General features: G+C 44.2%; 28 protein-coding genes and 1 pseudogene. 18 read left to right on the forward strand and 11 right to left on the reverse strand.

Annotated elements, in window-relative coordinates; genetic code table 11:
* The first annotated feature begins 478 nt into the window (after nucleotides 1–478).
* The 4 genes from G7Y90_RS13735 (at nucleotide 479) to G7Y90_RS13750 (ending at nucleotide 3,423) form a co-directional block, all read left to right on the forward strand.
* Nucleotides 479–979: a TonB-dependent receptor plug domain-containing protein gene (locus G7Y90_RS13735; protein ID WP_250162648.1), complete on the forward strand. Its 501-nt coding sequence runs from the start codon at nucleotides 479–481 to the stop codon at nucleotides 977–979.
* Nucleotides 930–1,568 carry a hypothetical protein gene (locus G7Y90_RS13740; protein WP_250162649.1) on the forward strand — a complete coding sequence of 213 codons (639 nt, stop codon included), beginning with the start codon at nucleotides 930–932 and terminating at the stop codon, nucleotides 1,566–1,568. The genes G7Y90_RS13735 and G7Y90_RS13740 overlap by 50 nt, the downstream gene beginning before the upstream one ends.
* On the forward strand, nucleotides 1,564–2,574 hold the full coding sequence (locus G7Y90_RS13745; protein ID WP_250164006.1) for a TonB-dependent siderophore receptor: 1,011 nt from the start codon (nucleotides 1,564–1,566) through the stop codon (nucleotides 2,572–2,574). The genes G7Y90_RS13740 and G7Y90_RS13745 overlap by 5 nt, the downstream gene beginning before the upstream one ends.
* A gap of 105 nt (nucleotides 2,575–2,679) precedes the next feature.
* A complete protein-coding gene (locus G7Y90_RS13750; protein WP_250162650.1) occupies nucleotides 2,680–3,423 on the forward strand; it encodes a siderophore-interacting protein in 744 nt (247 codons plus the stop codon).
* A gap of 193 nt (nucleotides 3,424–3,616) precedes the next feature.
* Here the strand turns inward: G7Y90_RS13750 and G7Y90_RS13755 are convergent, their stop codons facing one another.
* Together G7Y90_RS13755 and G7Y90_RS13760 are read right to left on the reverse strand one after the other, a co-directional pair.
* On the reverse strand, nucleotides 3,617–4,285 hold the full coding sequence (locus tag G7Y90_RS13755; protein ID WP_250162651.1) for a cupin domain-containing protein: 669 nt from the start codon (nucleotides 4,283–4,285) through the stop codon (nucleotides 3,617–3,619).
* A gap of 124 nt (nucleotides 4,286–4,409) precedes the next feature.
* Nucleotides 4,410–5,273, reverse strand: coding sequence for a universal stress protein (locus tag G7Y90_RS13760; protein ID WP_250162652.1), 864 nt, complete (start codon nucleotides 5,271–5,273; stop codon nucleotides 4,410–4,412).
* A 296-nt stretch (nucleotides 5,274–5,569) separates the two neighbouring features.
* Between G7Y90_RS13760 and G7Y90_RS13765 the strand changes: the two are divergent.
* The 14 genes and pseudogenes from G7Y90_RS13765 (at nucleotide 5,570) to G7Y90_RS13830 (ending at nucleotide 16,189) form a co-directional block, all read left to right on the forward strand.
* Nucleotides 5,570–6,098, forward strand: a pseudogene (locus G7Y90_RS13765) (DUF2058 domain-containing protein).
* 375 nt (nucleotides 6,099–6,473) lie between these two features.
* Nucleotides 6,474–6,827 carry a hypothetical protein gene (locus tag G7Y90_RS13770; RefSeq protein ID WP_250162653.1) on the forward strand — a complete coding sequence of 118 codons (354 nt, stop codon included), beginning with the start codon at nucleotides 6,474–6,476 and terminating at the stop codon, nucleotides 6,825–6,827.
* 308 nt (nucleotides 6,828–7,135) lie between these two features.
* Complete coding sequence (locus tag G7Y90_RS13775) at nucleotides 7,136–7,351, forward strand: hypothetical protein (protein WP_250162654.1); 216 nt, start codon at nucleotides 7,136–7,138, stop codon at nucleotides 7,349–7,351.
* Nucleotides 7,352–7,353: 2 nt separating this feature from the next.
* A complete protein-coding gene (locus G7Y90_RS13780; RefSeq protein ID WP_250162655.1) occupies nucleotides 7,354–7,851 on the forward strand; it encodes a TVP38/TMEM64 family protein in 498 nt (165 codons plus the stop codon).
* Nucleotides 7,848–9,023 (forward strand): dihydrolipoyl dehydrogenase family protein, encoded by a 1,176-nt coding sequence (locus tag G7Y90_RS13785; RefSeq protein WP_250162656.1) that lies wholly within the window; start codon nucleotides 7,848–7,850, stop codon nucleotides 9,021–9,023. The genes G7Y90_RS13780 and G7Y90_RS13785 overlap by 4 nt, the downstream gene beginning before the upstream one ends.
* 8 nt (nucleotides 9,024–9,031) lie before the next feature.
* Nucleotides 9,032–9,316: an oxidoreductase dimerization domain-containing protein gene (locus tag G7Y90_RS13790; protein WP_250162657.1), complete on the forward strand. Its 285-nt coding sequence runs from the start codon at nucleotides 9,032–9,034 to the stop codon at nucleotides 9,314–9,316.
* A 51-nt stretch (nucleotides 9,317–9,367) separates the two neighbouring features.
* Complete coding sequence (locus tag G7Y90_RS13795; protein ID WP_250162658.1) at nucleotides 9,368–9,916, forward strand: type 2 periplasmic-binding domain-containing protein; 549 nt, start codon at nucleotides 9,368–9,370, stop codon at nucleotides 9,914–9,916.
* Between the two features lie 145 nt (nucleotides 9,917–10,061).
* A complete protein-coding gene (locus G7Y90_RS13800; protein ID WP_250162659.1) occupies nucleotides 10,062–10,673 on the forward strand; it encodes an ABC transporter substrate-binding protein in 612 nt (203 codons plus the stop codon).
* Nucleotides 10,670–12,439 carry an ABC transporter permease gene (locus G7Y90_RS13805; protein WP_250162660.1) on the forward strand — a complete coding sequence of 590 codons (1,770 nt, stop codon included), beginning with the start codon at nucleotides 10,670–10,672 and terminating at the stop codon, nucleotides 12,437–12,439. Before G7Y90_RS13800 ends, G7Y90_RS13805 begins: the two co-directional genes overlap by 4 nt.
* 198 nt (nucleotides 12,440–12,637) lie before the next feature.
* Complete coding sequence (locus G7Y90_RS13810) at nucleotides 12,638–13,180, forward strand: ATP-binding cassette domain-containing protein (protein ID WP_250162661.1); 543 nt, start codon at nucleotides 12,638–12,640, stop codon at nucleotides 13,178–13,180.
* A gap of 70 nt (nucleotides 13,181–13,250) precedes the next feature.
* Nucleotides 13,251–13,688, forward strand: a complete 438-nt coding sequence (locus G7Y90_RS13815) for a CDP-alcohol phosphatidyltransferase family protein (RefSeq protein WP_250162662.1) — start codon at nucleotides 13,251–13,253, stop codon at nucleotides 13,686–13,688.
* A gap of 220 nt (nucleotides 13,689–13,908) precedes the next feature.
* The gene (locus G7Y90_RS13820; RefSeq protein ID WP_250162663.1) at nucleotides 13,909–14,613 is read left to right on the forward strand and encodes a sterol desaturase family protein; all 705 of its coding nucleotides are present in this window, start codon (nucleotides 13,909–13,911) and stop codon (nucleotides 14,611–14,613) included.
* A gap of 340 nt (nucleotides 14,614–14,953) precedes the next feature.
* On the forward strand, nucleotides 14,954–15,508 hold the full coding sequence (locus G7Y90_RS13825) for a carboxymuconolactone decarboxylase family protein (RefSeq protein WP_193008792.1): 555 nt from the start codon (nucleotides 14,954–14,956) through the stop codon (nucleotides 15,506–15,508).
* A gap of 216 nt (nucleotides 15,509–15,724) precedes the next feature.
* Nucleotides 15,725–16,189 carry a DsbA family oxidoreductase gene (locus G7Y90_RS13830; RefSeq protein ID WP_349773359.1) on the forward strand — a complete coding sequence of 155 codons (465 nt, stop codon included), beginning with the start codon at nucleotides 15,725–15,727 and terminating at the stop codon, nucleotides 16,187–16,189.
* 192 nt (nucleotides 16,190–16,381) lie between these two features.
* Here G7Y90_RS13830 and G7Y90_RS13835 read toward each other — a convergent pair whose 3' ends face one another.
* The 9 genes from G7Y90_RS13835 to G7Y90_RS13875 all read right to left on the reverse strand — a co-directional run bounded on the left by G7Y90_RS13835 (nucleotide 16,382) and on the right by G7Y90_RS13875 (nucleotide 23,867).
* Complete coding sequence (locus G7Y90_RS13835) at nucleotides 16,382–16,795, reverse strand: hypothetical protein (RefSeq protein WP_250162664.1); 414 nt, start codon at nucleotides 16,793–16,795, stop codon at nucleotides 16,382–16,384.
* 21 nt (nucleotides 16,796–16,816) lie between these two features.
* Nucleotides 16,817–16,996, reverse strand: a complete 180-nt coding sequence (locus G7Y90_RS13840; protein WP_250162665.1) for a TetR family transcriptional regulator — start codon at nucleotides 16,994–16,996, stop codon at nucleotides 16,817–16,819.
* Nucleotides 16,997–17,178: 182 nt separating this feature from the next.
* On the reverse strand, nucleotides 17,179–18,717 hold the full coding sequence (locus G7Y90_RS13845) for an aldehyde dehydrogenase family protein (RefSeq protein ID WP_250162666.1): 1,539 nt from the start codon (nucleotides 18,715–18,717) through the stop codon (nucleotides 17,179–17,181).
* A 169-nt stretch (nucleotides 18,718–18,886) separates the two neighbouring features.
* On the reverse strand, nucleotides 18,887–20,293 hold the full coding sequence (locus G7Y90_RS13850; RefSeq protein WP_250162667.1) for a YjiH family protein: 1,407 nt from the start codon (nucleotides 20,291–20,293) through the stop codon (nucleotides 18,887–18,889).
* Nucleotides 20,274–22,085, reverse strand: coding sequence for a D-lactate dehydrogenase (gene dld, locus G7Y90_RS13855; RefSeq protein WP_193008788.1), 1,812 nt, complete (start codon nucleotides 22,083–22,085; stop codon nucleotides 20,274–20,276). Before dld ends, G7Y90_RS13850 begins: the two co-directional genes overlap by 20 nt.
* 50 nt (nucleotides 22,086–22,135) lie before the next feature.
* Nucleotides 22,136–22,930: a thiamine pyrophosphate-dependent enzyme gene (locus tag G7Y90_RS13860; RefSeq protein WP_250162668.1), complete on the reverse strand. Its 795-nt coding sequence runs from the start codon at nucleotides 22,928–22,930 to the stop codon at nucleotides 22,136–22,138.
* Nucleotides 22,842–23,222, reverse strand: coding sequence for a hypothetical protein (locus tag G7Y90_RS13865; RefSeq protein WP_250162669.1), 381 nt, complete (start codon nucleotides 23,220–23,222; stop codon nucleotides 22,842–22,844). The genes G7Y90_RS13860 and G7Y90_RS13865 overlap by 89 nt, the downstream gene beginning before the upstream one ends.
* A gap of 65 nt (nucleotides 23,223–23,287) precedes the next feature.
* Complete coding sequence (locus tag G7Y90_RS13870) at nucleotides 23,288–23,599, reverse strand: thiamine pyrophosphate-binding protein (RefSeq protein ID WP_250162670.1); 312 nt, start codon at nucleotides 23,597–23,599, stop codon at nucleotides 23,288–23,290.
* On the reverse strand, nucleotides 23,559–23,867 hold the full coding sequence (locus G7Y90_RS13875) for a thiamine pyrophosphate-binding protein (protein ID WP_250162671.1): 309 nt from the start codon (nucleotides 23,865–23,867) through the stop codon (nucleotides 23,559–23,561). The genes G7Y90_RS13870 and G7Y90_RS13875 overlap by 41 nt, the downstream gene beginning before the upstream one ends.
* Nucleotides 23,868–23,907: the final 40 nt, after the last annotated feature.

Raw genomic sequence — 23,907 nt, forward strand, 5'->3', positions numbered from 1 at the left:
GTAAAATAGCGTTGAGTATTGGTTGATTGACTTGTATGTCTGTTCATAAATATGACCTTTAACAATCTTTGGTTGCTCAATGAACGACCTAGACCTATTAATAGTAGTAATAAATCCTGTCTGCCGGTTGATCTAAAAGTTGATTCCAAATAGACGGCTGCATCATACGAGAAAAGCCCTGTAAACACCATTGCTTATAGTCAAAAATATCGTCATATTAGAGCGTTTCCTCAATCTTCATGTTGCATCATAGTCATCTTGATGGGCTAAAAATGAGGCTGCTTCACTCGACATCTTACTAAGAACGCTTTGTTTGTAAATTTTTAATGATAATGATAATCATTAATGTTATTATTCCTTTTCTTTCGCTTCCGGCATTTGATAACTTACAAGGAAATATGATGCGTCTTATCTCAACGTCTACATCCATTCGTCAAAAACGTTTAACTCTCGCGGTGCAATTGGGATTGGCAATGGGTTGAGCCACGCAGCTTATGCTGAGACGATGCCGAATAACATCGAAAATAGTGTTAATAATGAGACCGTGACACCATCAACCACCTTGGATACCATTACTGTCTATGCCGACAACTATCGTAGTACGGGCACCAAAACAGCGTTAGATCCTAATGATGCGCCCATGAGCTATACGAGAATCGATCAAGCGCTGTTACAAAAACGTCAAGCAGACAGTGTCAATGCAGCATTACGTTATGAGCCAGGGGTAAGTACTGAGAGTCGCGCTACGGTGTCCATCTTTGATGAATACAATATTCGCGGTTTTAAGACTTACTCCAATTTTTACGATGGATTAAGACTGCCCTACGATGGGGCTTGGAATCTGATGCCGCAAGTCGATATCTACGCAACAGAAGCAGTCGAAATAGTCAAAGGGCCCGCATCCTCACTCTATGGCTATGCATCTCCAGGTGGCATGGTCAATCAAGTCGCCAAAACCCCAAAACACTCAAGCATCTGAGGTACAGTTGCGAGTTGGCAATCAAAACCTAAAAGAAGTGGCGGTCGATACGACAGGACCTATCTCAGACACGCTCAATTATCGACTGGTGGCGTTAAAACGACAAAAAGACGGGCAGATGCAAACCACAGAAGAAGAGCGCACACTGATCAATCCGTCACTGGAATGGCGACCGACAAAAGATGTGTCCGTTCTTGCCAATCTGTTTTATCAAGATGATCCAGAAATGGTGCCTTCCACCCCACTGCCTGCCGTTGGCACTGTCTACCATGCCAGCTATGGCAAATTGGGCAGTGATGCCTATGCAGGTGATGAATGGAATCACTTCAGCAAAGAAGTATTTATGCCAAGTGTTACCATAAACTGGGACATCAATGATAAGTTGACGTTCAAGCACATTCTGCGCTATACCGACGCCGAGGCGCAGCAGCGTAATATGTACAACAGCGGGTTTGTAAGCGGTAGTGATAAGATACTAAATCGCGTGGCCTACACCACTGATGAGAGCATGAGCAACTGGACCACGGACAACCAGCTTGCTTATCAGTTAGATACTACCAATACCTCGCACAATTTTATTTGGTATTGAGTATCAAGAGACAGACAGTACCGCCACTTATTATGATGCTGGCGCAGATGGCACGCCAAATCTTGACTTATCCAATCCAGATTTTTCGCAAATCAATGCCGATACCTTGCCTTTAGAGGCTTATCGTCAAAATGAAGATATCGAGCAAAGCCAACTTGGTTTTTATGTACAAGATGAGATGAAATGGCAGGATTTGACAGTAGTAGCAGGCTTACGTCACGATAATTTTGACAGTAGTACTGAGCAAACCGAAGCCACTAAAGGCGTCATTTATAAAAAAATAATTAACAACGATGCGTCAGAAACCAGTGGTCGTCTCGCAGCCATTTATGACTTTGATAATGGGCTATCTCCTTATGCAAGCTACTCGCAGTCGTTTCAGCCAGTGGTCGGTAGTAACTTTACCAATGCGCCATTTAAGCCAACGACTGCCGATCAGCTAGAGGCTGGTGTCAAATATCTCTCTGCCAATCGCGCCACACAAGGAACATTAGCAGTATTTGATATCACTCAAAAAAATGTCATAGTGACGAACCCATCTAATTATCAACAAAAAGTTCAAACTGGTGAAATTGAATCAAAAGGCTTTGAGATATCAGGCAGTCATATGCTCCAACTACTGTGTGTCGCGGCAAGCTACAGCTATACCGATGCTGAGATTACAGAAGATGAATTCAACCCTGATGTGGTTGGCAATACCCCTGCGCAAACGGCTAAGCACAAGGCAACATTGTGGGCAGATTATTATGCTACTGACAAGCTCAGTCTCAATGCTGGCGTACGCTATGAAGGCGGTATGCAACTTGATAAGCAAAACTCAGACGAATTACCAAGCGTGACTTTGGTAGACATTGGCGGCAATTATCAAATCAATCCGATGCTCACTGTCGGCGCGAGTGTCAACAATCTCTTTGATAAAACCTATGTCGGCGCTTGTTACGATATTAACAATTGCTGGATGGGACCTGAGCGCCAAATGTCCGTCAGTCTAAAGGCCAATTTTTAGGCAATGTAGAACTTACCATTACTAGAAAATATCAATCTTATAGAGTGGTCTCATCTCAAATGATGACCTAAACTATCAAATAGTTAAATGAAGGAAAGTATTAATATGGGAAAACCTACCCCAAGAATGCTAGATGTGATTGGCAGTAAATACCTCACGCCACATATGTGCCGTGTCACGCTTGGCGGTGCTGGACTGACTGATTTTCCGGCAGATCAAGAAAGCGCGTACATTAAGCTGATATTCTCTCAAGGCGATGAGGCTCGACCATTGATGCGCACCTATACCGTCAGCCTTCAACGTGATGACGAAATAGATGTCGATTTTGCGTTGCACGAGACAGAAGGCCCTGCTTCAACATGGGCGCGTAACGCTCAAGTGGGTGAGCAAATATTAGTAGGCGGCCCTGGACCAAAGAAGCTGATTAACAATGAGGCAGATTGGTTTTTATTGATCGGTGATATGACAGCGCTGCCGGCGATTACCGTCAATCTTGCCCAGCTACCTGCTGACGCACACGGCTATGCAGTCCTTGAGATTACCACTGAAGCAGATAAGCAACTACTCAAGAAGCCAGACAACCTTGACATTCATTGGGTGATAAACGCGCATCCAAATGCAGAAACTAGCCCATTACTTGATCGCGTTAAAACGCTTACGTGGCTAGCAGGACAACCTGCTGTTTGGGCAGCTTGCGAGTTCCATAGTATGCGCGCTCTACGCCATTATTTTAAGGTAGATCGCCCAATACCAAAAACACATTTGTACATATCTAGCTATTGGAAAGTCGATAGCACAGAAGATCAGCATAAAATTGTCAAACGAGAGGATGCCCAAAGTATAGAATGATAAGCAATGACGTTTTGTATTTTTGAACTATTTTGAAAGCGGTTTAAATAATGATTGATAAATTTTGTGTTACTAATCATTACCCCACTGCTTATCTACTTTTATTGGCTAAATAAAAGTATAGTGACAAAATATAGTGACATTGTAGAATATGAGCAGCTGGTGAGCTGCTCATAAAATGTGATCCCTACCCTTACAACCCTATCACTTGCATTAAATGCCCTGTCTTGAGATACACCGTAGCTCCTTCAGATCCTGCCTGTATTTGCGCATGCTCACCTGCTGGCAGACGTATCCAGCCGCCGCGCTGATAAACTTGACCCTCATCTATCAACTCGCCTGCTAACACCAGTATTTCTGCACCGCCACAGACTGCCTCATTAAACAGTAACTCGCCTGCCTTGATACGCTGCAAACTCACTTGCTCATTATCACCTGAGAATAGAGGACAAACATCACGGCTGCCCTGCTGTTGCCAATGAGCCTTATCTTTAGTATCGATAGCCACATAATGAGGTTCATCAGTTGGCATTTGGCGTAGCTTGACGAAAATCACTGCGCCTTCATCACTATAAGGCTTGTGTCCTGAGGTCGGTGGATTGCGCAAATACCAACCTGCTGGGTAATGTTCGTCATCTGCAGAAAAAGTACCTGACAATACTAAAATCTCTTCACCACCCGGATGTAGATGATGCGGAAAATAAGAATTAGGCGCATAGCGTACAAGGCTAGTGGCACGTGCTTTTTCTGCACCCACACGGTCAAGCATCACGCGCTCTACCCCATTTTGTGGTGACTTAATCCACTGGTGTTGCTCAGGTGTAAGGGCAGCGCGGCGAGTAAAGTCTGCATGAATAAGCATAAACCATGTCCAAAAATAGTATGATGAGATGATCCTTTAGCAAACGTCAGATATGATTATTGAACGTTATCGACAGCTAAAGGCGCAATGATTGCACCTCGCTATTATAAACCTTACCGAGTTTTCAACGTACTAAAATCACAGGAGATAGCGTGCTGGCGATAATTTCTGTCGTGGTACTACCAAGGAATAATTGTTGCAATTTCGAATGTCCATAAGCACCCACCACCATCATATCAATGTGATTTTCTACCTGAAACCTTAACAAGCCGTCGACGGCATCGGAGGCAGATAAATGATGTGCCGCTACGCTAAAACCTGCATCCTCCAATTGTGCCGCTGCGGCGCTTAAGCTTTGTTTTGACGCGTCGTTATGATTGCCTATCATGACGATATGCCCTTGTAAACCTTTTAGCACAGGACTCCTCGCAACCATCCATGCTGCTTTGATAGCCGTTTTGCTACCATCAAAAGCTATCATGTATGAGCTGGGTTCTTTGAACGTCTCTGAGCAAATCAATATAGGAACGTCAGATGCGCGGGCAACGGTTTCGATTTGGCTACCGATATTAATACGGCTGCTTTTGTGATCTTCACCTCGGCGTCCCATGACGATGGCACGATTTTCTGCTTTAAAATGCTCAATGGCAGGTAACAGCTTGCCGCGACGTTGATAGATACGAATATCGACTTGAGTAAAGTTGCCTTGGATATGGCTTTTTGCGTCTTGTACCAAAGCATTGCTATAACTGTTCACCACCTTCGCTCTTTGCTCGTCTAACTGCGTCAATTCTTCTAATAGAAACTGGCGGCTATTGACTCCTATTGCGCCTGACAAATCGCGTCTGGTGGAGGCTGGAACCTCACTCACATGCAACAATGCTACGGGTAAATTTAACTTACTGGCATACCATGCTGCATAGTCACAAACCGATTCAGTCACTGCCGAGCCGTCTATACAGGCTAAAATGTGCTGTGATGTTGTCATATTCCATCCTTAAATTTAACGATTTAATCCTATACAGCTTTCTATACCCACTATAAATATGGTCACCGAAAAACATAGTTACCAAAGAACATGGTTACCAAAGAACATAGCGGCAAAAAAATCATATCCATTGCCTTGATAATAACCAATTTAAACGGCTTCAGCCAGCGATGTGTGCCCACTTCTACCATAATTAAAAAAGTCTTGTCATCGTCTAACAACATGCCGTAGCGAATTTTGCTACAATGGTTTTTTAGCATTTATGATTTAAGTATCCTTATCTAGGTGATAGAATTATGGCAAAAATGCCCTACAGGCTCTCAGTTATTAAAGCGGGATTGGTGGATAGCAAAAAGCCAAGAAAATCAGCAAGCAGACTCAGCATGCCAAGCGTACTGGTGACTCAGAAAGCATGGAAGCGAAAAAAGCGTTGGCAGAAGCCCAAGCAAAAAACTAGAGAAAGATCAAAAGCTCAATCAAGAAAAGCAACGTATTTTAGAAGAGAAGATGCTCAAGGCCAATATCGTACAGATGATTAAGCAGCATCAGATTGCCGATACCAATGGCGATGTTAATTATCAATTTGTCGATAATGCTAAGGTTAAAAAACTTTGTCACTCAAAAACTATATGACCAAATCGTCGCCGGTCATGTGGTGATTGCACGCTTAGAAGAAGGCTATGCCCTACTTCCTCGTCCGTTGGCAGATCGCATCGATGCAAAATGGAGGGCTTCATGGTCGTGTCTAACGATACATCAGAAGAAGTACTGGCAGAAGATGATCCTTATGCCGCCTATGTGATTCCAGATGATTTGATGTGGTAACCGCTTAATTTCATCATACTTATGATGTCAGCCAAAAGCCCTTCATGGACTGTATCAGTCCATGAAGGGCTTTTTATTGTACGAAAAGCGACCACCTTTAACCAAGCATTGCTGCTTTGGTTGAAAAACGTAACGATGCTCTGGAACAATAGCATGCTTGAGGCTACGAACTTGAACAACCATTCAATAACAACTACAATGCGGTTTATTAACCTACTCAGTGGTAATATTTTGTCTAATTTTGAGTAATCACTCAAAATAAATACTTTATCATGCTTACTGCCTGACAAAGTAGTCACTGCCATATATTTCATTGATTAGAATTGCCAAACTCTTTTGCACTCACTTTTAACGCTTATTAAGAATAAATAACTTATGCCAAAACATCTCCCTCTTTCACTGTTATTGCTTCGACTGGGTATTTTCATTGTTTTTTTAGTCTGGACTTTAGATAAGCTGATTAATCCTGATCATGCCGCAGGCGTTTTTTCTAGTTTTTATGGTTTTGAAAGTATAGGCGACACCGTGTTTTATGTCATTGGCGCAGCTCAATTCATCCTCATTCTATTGTTTGTCACAGGATTATTCAAAACTTGGACTTACGGCATCATCTTGCTACTTCATTCGATTTCGACGTTCTCAACCTTCGGCTTATATCTCAAGCCTTTGATAACTTGTTGTTCTTTGCAGCATGGCCGATGTTGGCTGCTTGTTTGGCGCTTTTCTTAATGAGAGATTGGGATACCTTAACCTTGGGCAAAAAAGTTTCTTTAGCCTAAACATCAGTCATGTTTGTCGTTAGATTGAGCTTGGTTGAACATGCAAATATAAATACTAGCCTCCGAAACTCAAGCCCTATACTATGAAGACTACTAATTTAGCTGTTTTATTGTATATAAATGCACAAACCATGCAAGAAACTTAACGCAATTATCGTTACCACTAATTTGTCATTAGCACTAACATGGTCAAGGTTCTTAATCATAAAAGAATGACGATGACTTTAGCCTTCGCTCTACTACTTAGCTGGATATTTTATGATTAAAAGAATATTGTTAATACTGTTAATATTAATATTGGCAGCAAGCTTTTTCTACTTTGACCTCAATCAATTACTGACGCTTGACGGCTTAAAAGGCTCGATGGCGCAATTTAACGACTACAAAGCGCAATCACCATTATTGATTATCGGTGGATTCTTTTACTTTATATCGTCGTCACCGCCCTATCCTTACCGGGTGCCGCTATTTTAACCTTGGCAGCTGGCGCATTATTTGGTTTATGGCAAGGCTTATTGGTCGCCTCATTTGCCTCCAGTATTGGTGCGACACTCGCCTTTTTAACCTCACGTTACTTACTGCGTGATACGATTAAACAGCGCTTTCCTGAGCGCTTAGCAGCCATTGACGCTGGCGTTGAAAAAGAAGGCGGGTTTTACTTATTTACCCTACGCTTAGTGCCGATATTTCCTTTCTTTTTGATTAACCTATTGATGGGTGTCACCGCGATTAAAGCGAGGACATTCTACTGGGTTAGCCAAGTTGGTATGCTCGCGGGTACTTTTGTATTCGTTAATGCTGGTACGCAATTGGCGCAAATTGACAGTTTGTCGGGGATTTTATCGTTTAATTTAATCGTCTCATTTGCGTTGTTAGGTTTTTTCCCATTAATCGCAAAAGGCATATTAAATATGCTAAAAAAACGCCGCGTCTATAAAAACTATAGCAAACCTAAAAATTCGACCGGAACATGATCGTGATTGGCGCAGGTGCTGGCGGGCTAGTCACTAGCTATATCGCGGCGACCGTCCGAGCAAAAGTGACCTTAATCGAAGCGGGTGAAATGGGTGGCGACTGTTTAAACTATGGCTGTGTACCCAGTAAAGCCCTGATTAAAAGCGCAAAAGTCGCAGAACAAATGCGCCATGCTGAGCGTTATGGCTTGGAAAATACACCACCAGAGTTCTCATTTAAGAACGTCATGACCCGCATCCATAAAGTCATCGCTGACATCGCCCCAAATGATAGCGTCGAGCGTTATACGGACTTGGGTGTCGAAGTATTAAAAGGCTATGCCAAATTCATCGACCCGTGGACGGTAGAGATTGCGTTAAACGATGGCGGCACGCAAACACTCACCGCACGTTCCATCGTTATCGCTACTGGTGCGCGCCCATTTATCCCAGATTTGCCGGGTTTGGAAGAAACGGGTTATGTGACTAGCGATACTATATGGAATAAATTTGCCGAATTAGAAGCGCCGAAAAAGCTGGTGGTACTTGGCGGCGGACCAATTGGCTCTGAGCTGGCACAAGCTTTTGCACGCTTAGGTTCCGATGTGACCCAGATCGAAAGAGGCGCGCGTCTTATGAAAAAAGAAGACGTGGAAGTCTCAGAATTTGCGCAGAAAGTCCTCGTTGAGAGCGGCGTAAACGTTTTAACCTCGCATCAAGCGATTCGCTGTGAAGCGCGCGATGGTAAAAAGTTCATTATCGTTGAAGCGCAAGACGACAGTACCGTTAAGCAAGACCATCAAAACAAGCAAGAAATCGCGATTGAATATGACGAATTGCTTTGTGCCGTTGGACGTCGTGCTCGCTTAGAAGGTTATGGTCTTGAAGATTTGGGCATCGAAACGGAGCGTACCATCGACACGGATGACTATCTAGAAACCCTCTACCCCAATATATACGCCGCAGGTGATGTCGTCGGCCCTTATCAATTTACTCATGTGGCTTCCCATCAGGCATGGTACGCTGCCGTAAACGGTTTATTTGGACATTTAAAGAAGTTTAAAGTAGATTATCGCGTGATTCCTTGGACGACCTTTATCGATCCAGAAGTCGCACGCGTGGGCTTAAATGAGCAAGAGGCTATTGAAAAGGCATCGACTTTGAAATTACCCGCTACGACTTTAAAGATTTAGATCGCGCGGTGACGGAAAGTGCCAATAATGGTTTTATCAAAGTCATTACCCCTAAAGGCAAAGATAAAATACTTGGCGTGACCATCGTCGCTGAACATGCTGGGGATTTAATGCCAGAATTTATACTAGCGATGAAACATGGCTTAGGACTGAATAAAATACTTGGCACTATCCATATGTATCCAACGTGGGCAGAGGCTAATAAATACGCGGCTGGTGAATGGAAACGTAATCATGCGCCCGAAACGGTATTAAACTGGCTTGAGAAATATCATACATGGCGGCGAGGTTAGGTGGGTTTTTATTCACTGCGCTAAAAACATATCATCATAACGGAAACTTAAATGTACGTTATCAAATCTCTGCCCGCTTTGACCACGTTAAAAAACCTAAGCCGCTATAGCGCCTATGCTATGGTGCTTAGCGTTTGCATTGGCATATCAGCAAGCACTGCCTCACCCACTACCGATGACCTTAATCAAACTTTATCATCTTGGCAGCAGATAGAAGCCCAAGGTAAAAACCAAGACGTTTACTTCTATGCATGGGGCGGTGACCCGCAAATAAATGCCTATCTACAGTGGGCCGCTGAAGAAGTGGATGACAAACATAATATTAATTTGGTTCATGTCAAATTGAGCGACACCAGTGAAGCCGTTAGTCGCGTACTCGCGGAAAAGTCTGCCAACAACAATGATAAAGGCAGCGTTGATCTCATCTGGATAAATGGCGCAAACTTTGCCACCATGAGTGAGAACTCATTATTACTGAAACAATGGGCGAACAAGCTGCCTAACTTTGCCTTGACCGATCCCAGAATAATCCTGCCGTTAACTTTGATTTTGGTGTGCCAACCAATGGTATGGAAGCGCCATGGGGACAAGCTTCACTAACCTTTTATTACGACAGTTTATCAACTGGCAAGCCGCCAACCACTTTAAATGAGCTGGTCAATTGGACAGCGCAAAACCCCGGGCGTTTTAGCTATCCAAAGCCACCTGACTTTTAGGCATGAGCTTTTTAAAATACGCTTTAGTCATGCTGCACGAAAAGCAAGATGGCAAAACAGGCGAAAATATCAAAGCACAGCTCAACCTGCCAGCCACTGAGCAAAATACAGATATTATATTAGCCCCTTTGTGGACGTTTTTAGATGATTTGCATCCAACTCTATGGCGTAAGGGTGAGCAATTTGTGCAAACGGGCGCGCACATGCGCCGTTTGGTCGATGATACCGAGCTTAGCTTAGCCTTTAGCTTTTCCGCGCCTGAAATTCCTGCGGCCGTGCAGCGTTATGACTTACCCCAGAGCATTCGTAGCTATGCCATGAGCGATGGCAGCTTAAGTAACACCCATTTTGTGGCGATTCCTTATAACGCCAGCCACCCACAAGCCGCGCAGCTAGTGTCAAACTTCTTGCTAAGCCCAGAAGCACAGGCTAGAAAGCAAACGCCTGCTATATGGGGTGATAAAACCGTACTCGTCCAATCGACGCTCGACCCTGAGCAACAAGCATTATTCAAGACTAACAGACCGCATCCGAGCGCCCTACCGGTTGACGCTATAAAACGTACCGTAAATGAACCACATCCGAGCTGGGTTGATGCCATTATGCAAGGCTGGCAGACACGTTATGGAGTCAGCCCATGAGTAAAGATTCTAATAATAAAACGGCTGATGCAAGCACTAGAACCATAGATCCTTATAAAACAGACCTATTTACGCACATTGTATCCTTGAGTCCGAAATTTTTACTGCTACTGTTGATATTACCCGTACTCGGTGGTTTACTCAGCGTGCTGTTACCTGCCTTTAGCTGGGTACCGGCACTTGAAAAAACGACCGTTAGTCTACAAGGCTTTAACGATCTTTGGCAGACGCCGGGTCTTATCCAAATGGTCGCATTAAGCATCGCTACTGGATTAATCAGCACGCTACTCGCTTTTGTCATGACCTTAATGATATTGGCGGCATTTTTTAATAGCGTTTGGCTGACTCGTATTGAGCGTTTACTGAGTCCAATCTTAGTCATTCCTCATGCAGCGGCAGCCATAGCCGTTGGCTTTTTAATTGCGCCTTCTGGTATGTTTTCACGCCTCATCTCACCATGGCTAAGCGGTTGGGAATTGGCACCAGCCGGTATGTTTCCCCATGACCCGTACGGCATTAGCATCATTTTGGGCTTAACCTTAAAAGAGCTGCCGTTTTTATTACTCATGGCGCTAGGCGCTTTGGCACAGCCTGAGCTTGGTAAAAAGCTACGTCAACAATATAAAGTCGCGCTAAATCTCGGCTATTACCCCATTACTGCCTTTTTTAAAGCCGTGCTCCCTATCCTCTATCCTTTTTTACGTTTGCCTATCTTAGCCGTGCTTGCCTACGCCAGTGCCAGTGTAGAGATGCCATTGATATTGGGTCCAAACACGCCGCCAACGCTGGCGGTTACTATCATGCAATGGTTTAACGATGTGGATTTAAACTTACGCATAAAAGCCTCGGCGGGCGCGTTATTACAATTGGCGTTGACGGGTGGCTTAATCGCCTTGTGGCTTGGTGCTGAGAGAATCATAAAAAATTGTTTTAATGGTACGTTGGTCAATGGCAAGCGCAGCTATGCCGATGCACTATGGCAAAAAATCACCGCAGCGTTGACCGCTGTGGTGATTGGCTTTATCTTGCTAGCGCTCATTGGGCTGGTAATGTGGTCAGTGGCTGGTTTTTGGCGTTTCCCAGCTGTATTGCCAGAGCAGTTAGTGTTATTACATTTTCAAAGCGCCTTTACGCAAATGGGTACGCCGCTATTTAATACCATTACAATCGGTATCGTGAGTACTATATTTGCCATTGTACTGACTTTATTGTGTTTAGAAGCTGAGCAATTAAGTAAAAAGCCACTTTCAAAATTTACCAGTTTAATTATCTATTTGCCGCTGTTAGTGCCGAGCATTGCTTTTTTATTTGGCTTAGTATGGCTACAGCAACTGGTGAATAATCAAACGGCGTTTTTTAATGTGGCTTTTACCCATCTACTTTTTGTGCTGCCCTATGTGTTTTTATCGCTTGCCAGTAGTTATCGGCGTCTAGACCCTCGTTTTGCTTATGTAGCCGCGAGCCTTGGTGCAACTCCTGCTAAAGTGTTTTTGCAGGTCAAATTACCACAACTGTTTGCGCCACTGTTAATTGCTATCGCCCTTGGTTTAGCCATTAGCTTTGGCCAATACTTGCCGACATTATTGGCAGGTGGCGGACGTATCGCCACCATCACCACAGAAGCCGTAACCCTCGCCAATGGTGCCAGTAGACGCACCAGTGCGGTGTATGCCATCATCCAAATGGCGCTACCATTAATTGGTTTTATATTGGCGTGGGTATTGCCCAAGTACTTCTTTAAAAGTGGTAAAAATAGCAGCTGTTAAAACGTTTTTTGAAATACATTCGTTTTGAAAAGCACTGACTTTAAATAGCACTGATTTTGAAAACAACTCACTATAAAAACGCAGATAAAGGGCTCTTGATGCAATCCTCTTTACAGATAAAAACTTGCAGTTTATCGACAAGGCGAGCTACTACTCAGCCTAGATGAGCAGATTGCTGGTGGTGAAATATTGACTGTCATGGGCCCATCTGGTAGTGGCAAATCAAGCTTATTGAACTGGCTGACAGGCACTTTACCAAATGGTTTTACCGCTATTGGTGAGGTCTGGTTAAATGATGAAAATGTAAGCCATCTGCCGACGCATCTGCGGCATATTGGGGTACTGTATCAAGATGCCCTACTGTTTTCGCATTTATCAGTCGCGGGTAATATTGCGTTTGCGATGCCTAAAAGTAATAAAAACAGCAATAAAACACAGCGCCGTGAAAAAATAGAACAAGCGCTGGCACAAGTGGGGCTAGCAGGCATGGGAGATCGCCATCCTGATAATTTATCGGGCGGACAACAAGCACGAGTGGCGCTACTGCGCACCTTGCTCAGCGCACCAAAAGCGATACTACTTGATGAGCCTTTTAGCAAGCTTGATACCCAACTTCGAGTAGATACGCGGCAACTGATGTTTGAGCAAATCCGCACTCATAAACTTCCCGCCATCATGGTCACGCACGATTATAGCGATGCTGAGGCCGCAAACGGTAAAGTTATTCATTTAGACCTGTAGTTTTAGGCTTATACTTTTAGACTTGTAGATCTAAATTCTAACATCAAAGCGAAATACAAAAGGCAAGCGCATGCTAGATAAATTTCTTACGCCCATGATTAAGCCGATACTAAGCCCTGTCGTCGTTGTCTTGCACAAACGCGGTATTACGGCTGATCAACTCACGGTGGCAGGCTTTTTAATCGGTATGTTAGCGGTGCCATTACTGGCGTTTGAGCTTTGGTATGGCGCACTGGCAGCCATTGCATTAAATCGTATTTTTGATGGTCTTGATGGCGCGCTAGCTCGTCATGCACAGCAAAGCTCAAGCGCAGGCGGCTACTTAGACATTACGCTCGACTTTTTATTTTATGCAGCAGTTCCGCTAGGCTTTATCTTGGCAAATCCTGAACAAAACGCCATTGCTGGCGCTTTATTACTCGCGACCTTTATTGGCACAGGCTCTAGCTTCTTAGCGTTTGCCATTGCTGCGGAAAAGTTTACACTGGATAAACCGCAGTTTAAATAAAAGCTTTTATTATTTAAACGGTTTGACGGAAGGCACCGAAACCATCGCACTGTTTGTCGCTTTTTGCCTGTGGCCACAGCACTTTGTATTACTTGCCAGCATTTTTGCCACAGCCTGCGCGATTACGATTTTTACCCGTATCCATGGCGGCTACCATACCCTTAAGCAGCTAGAAATAGATAAAAACAGTATATAAATAGACTAAGTTAAGAGGCAGCTAATGACTAACGAAGTATGGTGGCGGCTTGGGTTCTTTTTAAGCATTTTAGTGATTATGATGCTGATAGAATGGCGCATGCCTGCACGTCAAGCACCAATCAAAAGTAGCAAACGCTGGTTCGCTAACTTTGGCTTGGTTTTTATCTCGTCAGTTATTGCTCGTCTAGCGGTGCCTGTCGGTCTAACGGCTGTGGCGCTGTATAATCAGCAGCATGGGATTGGTCTATTTAATATCATCAATTTGCCAAGTATAGTCATCATACTAAGCTTGATATTGCTCGACATCATCATTTACTGGCAGCATCGATTATTTCACCGCGTACCTATGCTATGGCGTTTGCATAAAGTCCATCACGCTGATGCACATGTCGATGCCAGTACAGGGCTTAGATTTCATCCCATTGAAATCATTTTAAGCATTCTAGTAAAGCTCGTTGCCGTCAGCTTGTTGGGCGTTCCTGCCATCGCCGTATTGATATTTGAGATTGCGTTAAATGGCTTAGCAATATTTAACCATGCCAATATTCGCCTGCCACCTGCGCTTGAAAAACCGCTACGCTTAATATTCATGACCCAGATTTTGCACCGTATTCACCATAGCCAACGCGTCAGTGAGACCAACTCAAACTATGGCTTAGTATCATCTGGTGGGATTGGATTTTTGGTAGTTATAAGGGTAAAGCAAAGCAGTCTGATAATGAGCTAGATATTGGACTAAAAGAATACCCAGCAGCCAAACAAAATGCCTCGCTATGGGGATTGTTAACAATGCCATTTAGCAATAACTTGGTTAAGAAAAACAAATAACTGTCGTGATGTCGCCTAGCTTCGAATGTAAGTCAAAGTTACAAACAACTTGAGCATTCACTCAAATATTATTTGAACGATTGCTCAAAATGAATTATAGTGGCTGCAGTTGTTGAGCGACTCACGAAAATCTCACTTATAAAACTGAGTATTCACTCAACTATATAATAGGTTCTCAAGTCGTTTCTACACACTTACTTTTACAACAATTCACTAATAATTATCCGAAGGACTTTCACATGACTGAATTTACTCTACACGACAAAGACACAGCCCCAGCAGCAAGCAAAGACTTGCTTGATGTTTCTATCAAAGCGTTTGGCATGGTACCTAACCTACATGCCGTCATGGCTGAAGCACCTGGGCTATTAGAAGGCTATCAACGCCTGCATCAGTTGTTTTTAGACAGCAGTTTCGATGATGAGGAAGTCACGGTCGTATGGCAAACCATCAACGTCGAGCATGAGTGCCATTACTGTGTACCCGCTCATACTGGCATCGCCAAAAGCATGAAAGTAGATGACGCCATTACTGATGCATTACGTAATGAGACACCACTACCAACTGAAAAACTAGAAGCATTACGCGACTTTACGCTATCGGTCGTTCGTGATCGTGGTAATGTAAATGATGACGCAGTGCAAGCGTTCTTAGATGCAGGCTTTACTAAACGTCAGATTTTAGAAGTGGTTCTTGCAGCGGCTCAAAAAGTGATGAGCAACTACACCAACCATTTGGCCAACACGCCAATCGACAAGCCTTTCCAAAAGTTTGAATGGCATAAAGCTGTCTAATTATATAAGAACCAAATAAGGAGCCACCATGAGTAATTTAAAAAAGCCATTACGAATAGATATCGTGTCAGACGTGGTCTGCCCTTGGTGCGCTATCGGCTATTCAACTAGCCGAGGCATTAAAACAAACCAACACTCCACACGAGATTCACTGGCATCCATTTGAGTTAAATCCTAATACACACGCACGAAGGACGAAACTATCGTGAGCATATCATGGAGAAGTACGGTACGACTGCTGAGGACGTTCAAGAGAACCGAGCTAGAATGACAGAAGTAGGTGCTGAAGCTGGATTTAATTTTCAGTTTACCGATGACTTTCGTACTTACAATACTTTTAATGCGCATCAGTTGCTGCATTGGGCCGATCAACAAGGGCGTATGCACGAGCTAAAGCAAGCATTGTTGGTCGCACATTTCGTCGATAATCAAAATGTATCAGATCATAGTGTGCTTGCCGATGTTGCGGCCGATGTTGGACTGGATCGTAGCGAAGCACTAGCGGTCTTAAAAGATCAGCGATTTGCTGCAGCGGTAGAAAAAGAAAAGCAGCATTGGCAGCAACAAGGCATTCAAAGTGTGCCTTCTATGGTTTTCAATGAGCGTCATTTAATTAGCGGCGCACAAGGTATTGAAAATTATAAAAGCATTTTGCAGCAGTTAGCTGACATGCCAGACTAAACCATGAAGTCATGGTTTAGTCTTCAAAGCTGAGAGTTTTAGAAAAGCTAAGGGTTTTAGAGTTACTGTATAGCCCGAGACTATACAGTAACTCTAAAACCCTTTTTTCATACCAAAAATATCTTAGCAATCAGCCTTACTTAATCGGCAATAACCCTTTAGCAGTGCTTATTTGCAAATAGTCAACATGAACTACACGCCAACAGGCTTATCAATACGCAGCCCTTCTATAGAGAGTGCCATATCTTCAGCCAACGCTTGCACCGCTGCACTCTCGACATCACGCTGCGCAAAAGCACGCAATCCCATCACTTCAGCCTGCAAGCGACGACCTAACCTAGTCGGATCCAACTTACTATCAAGCTCACCCAGCCGCTGTGCTTCGGTAAAGTAATTTATAAAACGCAGCTCCATACCTGCCAGCAGCATTTCAACTTTTTGTAGCGCTGTCTGCTCACGAGCACCAAGCTCCAGTAAGCTTTTGACCAACATGCAAGCCTGACTCGGCAGCCCTTTATCACGAATACCGCCCAGCTGACGCACGAAAGCGGCTAACCCCAACAGCGGCGATTGATAAGCGCCCATTACCCGCTCAAGCTCACTCAAAACCTAGGCGAGCATAGTAGTCTAACGCTTCTTGAAATAATCCATCTTTACTGCCAAACGCAGATAAATGCTTCCTGGACGCATATCGAGCGCCTCTTCTATGTCTTTTAACGAAGTAGCATGAAAGCCTTTTTGCCAAAAAAGCTGTAGTAACGCGCGTTCTAAGGCATCCTGACGGTTATAAAGTGCGGTACGTGACATAGTTTTTCCATCTCAAAAGCGTAATCTCATATAAAAATAAGCACAGCGATAAAATTTGAATGATTGCTCAATTTTATATCGAATGGCATTCTTAGTCCAGTAAAGTTAATTTACAAAGCAAATATCTTATTTAGCCATTGGTAGCAATATTAATGGCTAAATAATATGAAAGCGCCCAACGTTTAATGACTCAACAGCACGTGCTTGCTTTTTTGATACGCAGACAAGCCGTCTACGCCCAGCTCACGACCGATACCGCTTTGCTTAAATCCGCCCAACCACCCTGATTCTGGCAGTACAATTTGCTGTTCATTGATCCAGATATGACCCGCTTGAATCTGTAGCGCCATCTCTACGGCCGCCGTTTCATCAGCGCTGACAATGCTCGCGGCCAAAGCAAACTGGCTATCATTGGCTAAAGCAATCGCCTCGGCATGGTCGGTAAACGTTTGACTCACTAGTATCGGCCCAAAAACCTCTTCTGTCCATAACTGACTGGTCACTAGAACATTGGTATAAATCGTCGGCATCGCAAAATACCCTTGCCGATTTAAGATCTCACCACCTGTGAGACAAGTCAGGTTTTCGGCAGCAGCAAGGTCGAAATATTTTTTTACTTGATTTAGTTGCTGCTCACTAACCAGTGGACCCATTTGCGTGTCAGTGTCAAAGCCATCACCAATTTGCAAACTTTCTGTCTTAACTTTTAATGTGTCGAACAACGACTGAGCAATGCTTTCATGAACGAGCAGTCTTGAGGTGGCTGAACAGATCTGACCGGCATTGGTAAATATGCCACCGATGATTAAATCACAAGCGTGGTCGATATCAGCATCTGCACATACGACGATGGCTGACTTACCGCCCAGCTCTAAACTGATATCCTTGATACCTTTTGCCGCTTGGCTCATTACCTTTTCACCAACGGTGTTGCTACCAGTAAAAGAAATTTTGTCGATTAATGGATGGCAGGTCATGGCAGCGCCCACTTCAGCTGCACCCGGTAAAATATTAACGACTCCTTTCGGTAGTTTAATAGCAGACAATATATTGCCCAACATCAACTCTGGCAATAATGTCACCTCGGAGGGCTTTAATAGTACCGTACAGCCTGCAGCCAATGCAGGGGCTAACTTCCAAGCAGTGGTCACCATTGGGAAATTCCATGGGACAATAAGGGCGCAAATACCAACAGGCGCATACGTTTTTAGCAAGCGTATGCCTGACTCGCTGGTGGATACCTCCGACCAAGTCGCTTGTTCTGTGATGAGATTGGCATAATAGCGATAGCAGGCAATGGCATCGCTCACGTCTATTTTTGCCTCTTCAATGGGCTTACCATTATTTAACACAGACAATCCCACCAATTTGTCAAACTGCTGCTCCATCTTCTCGGCAATGGCATTGAGATACGATGCACGCGTGCTTACGGTGGTTTGCGACCAAGATGGATACGCCGCAGCAGCCGCATTGACTGCCATTTCTACCTGTACCTTGGTACACAATCGAGTGGTAGCGATGATTGTTCCCGAATTTGAATCATATAAGTCATAACTTGAATCATGATTCGAATCATAGCTATCTGCGTCAGCAATATCGGTAGCAGGCGCTTCAATAGTCATCCATTCGCCATCTATATAGGCTGCATTTAACATCACTTCATCTTGAACCGTTTGTATGGCGCGTTCTCTCGTTAAAATGTTAGCATTCGTCATTTCCATGATGGTCAATCACCTTATATGGTTTGATATAATTGTTTTTATGCTTATTGTATTTATAAGTGTCTCTGTCAATCATTGGCTAAGTAATCGGTTTATCTAACTAAAGAATAAACCAATTATTTGGCACATTATCGTGATGCTAGAGGCTGGGTTGATATTGGCTACATGGCTAATAAAGTAAATGCGCCACGGAGGTAATCACCACCAAACTGATCAGAGTACGAAGAATAAAAATCATAAATAGCTCTAACACATTAAGCTTGATGTTTGATTTCAAAATCAGCGCGCCCACTTCAGACATGTAAATAATCTGAGTAATAGAACATGCACCAACGATGAATCTTGTCATCTCACTCTCAATACTTTTGCCGACCAAGGCTGGTAAATACATATCCGCAAAGCCCATAATCATCGCTGGAGCCGCCTCTGCTGCCTCTGGAATCTGTAACAAATCCAGCAATGGCACTAACGGTGTAGACAACCATTTAAACACAGGCGTATATTCGGCTAAGCCCAGACCAATCGTACCAATTGCGAAAATCACGGGGATTAGCCCAAAATAGATATCGAATAAATTCTTTACACTACGTTTGAACACTTGACCCAGACTTGGCATTGAGTGCGCGCGCGTCACAGCACGATTGACCGCCCATTGGTAGGTCGTGTACTGAGCAGGAATCCCTTCATCAAGCATGCTTTTGCCAGAATGATAGGTGTCAGGCTTTAAGGAGAGTGGCGGTATACGCGGCATAATAATCGCGGCGATAAAGCCTGTTAAAGCAATGGTCAGATAAAAATAAACAAAGTTATCGTCCACGCCGATGGTTTTGGCGACGACATAAGTAAAAGCGATCGAAGTCACCGAAAAAGTCGTCGCGATAATCGCCGCTTCACGCTGGCTATAGTAGCTTTTATCATACTCCTGCATGGTCACGAGTAAACCGATAGAAGCTGCGCCAAACCAAGAGGACATGGCATCTACCGCTGAGCATCCTGGCAACTTAAACAGCTTGACAAATATTTTGCTCGCCAGTGTGCCCAAAAACTCCATCAAACCAAAATCTGTCAAAAACGGTAACGATAAAATGGCGAAGAAAAACAAAGGAATCAAAATTGGAATCAAATCTTCGAAAATGACGCCGCCGGTATTACGATTAATAATAAACTCAGGGCCGACTTGCAGATAAATCATCCAGACAAACACCATCCCTAACAATCGGGCAGTGAGCCAAAACCAATCAACATCGAAGAGTTTTTTGACCATAGAGTCTTCATGCAGGTTGGGTTTTAACACCTTCACAGCCAATGCCCCAAGAAAGGATGTCGTCACGATTGCCATTGCCACATAAACGACAGAACCGCCCAACAAAGCTTGCAAAGCGTCCGTTAACACACCCAATAAAATCGTAACCTTTCCGTCCCATTGAAACGGAATAATAAATAGTGCAATGCCCAATGCTGAAAACAATAAAAACTTCCACATTGACGCACGCCACTGCTCTCCTTGCGGCGTTTCTGAATCGACAACATCATTTCCTAATATCGGTTGCTGCGACTTATCGAGATAATTCGTCATTTAATTCCTCCTTGATGGGCGACGATCGCCAATTTTTCCATTTTGCTGTCTGACCAATGCCTGGGTTCAGTGAATTGGTCGGATCTAATTTTTTATAAAAAGTATGTAGTGCAGGCTTTGCGGTATAGACATGACCCACGTTGTGTTCAGCAGGGTACTCTATACGACGTCGATCATAAAACGCCAATAGCTCATCCTTGAATTTTTTTGCATCCACTTCAGGGTATAACAGATAATCTTGATGCATGACATGGCAGAAAAAATGTCCCAAATAAAAGGTTTTACTGACTTGCTTTTGTAAGTTAATAGGTAGCACTTCATCCCAATCTACGGCATTCCTTGGTAAGGCAATGTCGGTAGATAATAGCTCGCCAAACGTTGTGTGGTTAAGATTGTGATAACGAAACATGGCAGCGGTTGCTGCACTGCGAAACACCAATAATGCTTGGGATTCTGCTGCTGTACAGAGATGTACGACGCCTTTATGTTGCTGCATATGGGACTGTAGAAATGCTTGAGCGGCGGCAATATGACCATGACTGCCGTTATCATCGCTATTATCATCGTACGTATTATTGCCATCCGCGACTTTAATGATTAAATGATAACGATAGGAACACGCCTGCTCAGCCAAAGAATTGGGTAATGACGGCGGCATGAAAATACCAGTCATTTGTAGCAGCCGATCTGGTAAAGTCTGAGGCAATCGCCATTTATTTAAATAATAGCCAATTTTAGCTTGTAGCCGATACAATCCACCTATCTTACCAGCAGGCAATTTTCGCATACTCAAACAAGTATCACGGCCATAGCGCATGGTAATATCGTTGTAATTTTTGTGCATATATTCTGCCAAAATAGGCAGGTTTAGCTCGCTTTTTAACCACTGTTGCCTGAGTGTGGTCAAAGTATCGGCGTCATTGGTCGAGATATAGAATGTTTGCTCTTGAGTCGGTTTGGCAAATGTCGCGACTCGAACCGCAAAGACGATGACTTTGCCTGCTGAACCCGAAGCTTCATATAATCCGTTAGGATCATTATTGAATCTGGCAGGCGTGTCTGCTTCGCAATCGCGAACTTTATGTTGATAATGGTGGTTTGTACAGGATTTACTGCTGATACTATTTGGATTTTTATTAAATGTGCCAGTTTGTAAGTTTCTAAGCATCTCTTCTGGATCCGCACCTAAATCAATGCCCAAGTGATTGATTAATTCAAACTCACCCATGGCATTACGTTTGGCAAATAGCGACATCTCGGTATACGCCGGACCACGCTGCACCAACATACCGCCAGAGCTGTTGCAAATACCGCCAATCACTGAAGCACCAACACAACTAGAGCCCAGCACTGAATGCGGCTCACGCCCTAATGGCGCAAGCTGAGACTCCAACTGCTGGAGGCTAGCCGCTGGCAAAGCAACTAGCTCTGCTGCGTCATTGAGCAGATGAACACCGCCCAATCGTTGCATAGAAATCACAACGACTGCTCGATCGTACTCTCCGTACGGTGTCGAGCCTCCGGTCAACCCTGTGTTAGCAGCCTGTGCAATAATAATCACATCAACCGCCGCACAGAGATTAATGACGCGCCATAGTGCCACAAGAGAGTCTGGTATCACAACTGCCGCGACAGCATCCGTGATAGAAGCAATAGCCCCTTGTGTATACGACTGCTGCTGGCTTGACTTGGTCAATACATTGGTCGCGCCAACAACGGCGGATAAATCCGTTAATAAGCTTGCCAGCGAGGTGCTCAAGCGACCAGACGAGCGGTTAGCATGTGGCATCATAGACGTTCTTCCTTGAGCGACCAGCCTTTATTATATTTGACGTATTAACATTAGCTAAAGCAGATGAACGTTTTACCCATTTCAATCAAAAAGTCATCGGCTTCATCAACTTCATAAATGAAAGGCTGCTTGCCGTTGATATCCTTTTGCAAGGCGTCTAGTAATTGCTGCTTATCGGTAATTCTGCGATAACCTGCACCAAATCCTGCTGCCAGCGGCTCAAAGTTTGGCGTCTTAATATTAACCCCGATTAGTGGCAATCCGCCCTCTTCCATATAACGACGAATCTCGCCATAGCCTTGATTGTTCCACAGCAGCACAATCAATGGCAGCTCAAGCTCGGCGGCGCAGATAAGTTCTGCAATCGTAAACTGAATACCGCCGTCGCCAATCAAGCTGACCACTGGACTGTTGGAACCAATCATGGCGCCAATGGCAGCAGGCAAACCATAACCTAACGTGCCAAATCCAGTCGATGAATTAAACCATCGACGCGTCGCCAATGCCTCAAAACCAAGATTGCCGCTATAGACAGGCTGCGTTGAATCACCAACGAAGATGACGTCTTTCACTTCATCTCGAATCAATTGAAGTAGCGCATTTTGACCCGCAAAGTCTGGTGTCATTCCTGCTAATAGTGCTTGTTTTGCCTCATTTACTCGTGATACCGCTTGATGATTTAACACCTGACCCTTTAAACGACTACATAGACCACTTACCGCCATTTGCGCATCGGACAATACCGCGATATCGGCTCTAAAAGGACGCTGTAATTGCTGGGCATCGCAGTCGATACGAATCAGCGTGCCATTGATTTTGAACTGGCCGAAGAAAGAACACATCATAATCAGTTTCACCCAGCTCAGTACCAATCGCCAACACCCAATCAGCCTCAGCAATAACGGCGCGACCTGCCTCTAATGACTGATTGCTACCCAAACTTAATGGGTGGCTAGGTGGCAGCAAACCTTTGGCATTGATGGTCAAAAACGTCGGTGCATCGATAATCTCTGCTAGAGTCTGCGCGTCATGATCGACATCGACGCAGCCACCACCATAAAGTATCACTGGATTTTTTGCCGCTTTTAGAGATTCAACGATCAAATCTAATTGCGCAGGATTGGGCAGCGGTCTCATTACTTGAGGTGACGTTAAACCATGTGCATCAGTCGAATTTTTTGCAAAGTTATTTAAATAAGGAGTTAAATCAGGGGCTTTGCGACATGACTGGCATCGGCGGTAATCACATCAATGGGCAGCTGGATATGCACTGGCCCTGGACGTGCGCCATTAAATAATGCAAACGCTTCAGCGATGACCTTGGGTAACGATTCAGGCTGCCAAATAGTTTTGCTCGTGAGCGCTACCTTGCTGACCATACCTTGCTGATCGTGCAATTCATGCAAGTGCCCTTCACCGCTGCCCGTATCTGCCACTTTATTAACACTAGAAATCACTAACATCGGGATGGAGTCAGCCAACGCCTGCGCCATGGCCGTCATGATATTCGTCATACCCGGACCTGTGATGAAAACACACGCCAACTTTGGCAGACGCGCGGTAATAGCCATCAGCCATAAACCCCGCACCTTGTTCATGACGCGGTGTCACGTGGCGAATGTTGGTGTTTGGCAGACCACGATATAGCTCGACCGTATGCACACCCGGAATACCAAATACGGTCTCTACCCCATAATACTCTAGCCACTGTACGAGCAGCTCACCACATGTCAGAGACGGCGTGGCGGGCGCTGAAGAAGATGTTTGAAGCGTTTGCGTCATGAGTTAATCATCCTAAAAAGTTCAATCGCGTTTAAATAAG

The organism is Psychrobacter sp. WY6, from assembly GCF_018448495.1.
GTDB lineage: Bacteria > Pseudomonadota > Gammaproteobacteria > Pseudomonadales > Moraxellaceae > Psychrobacter.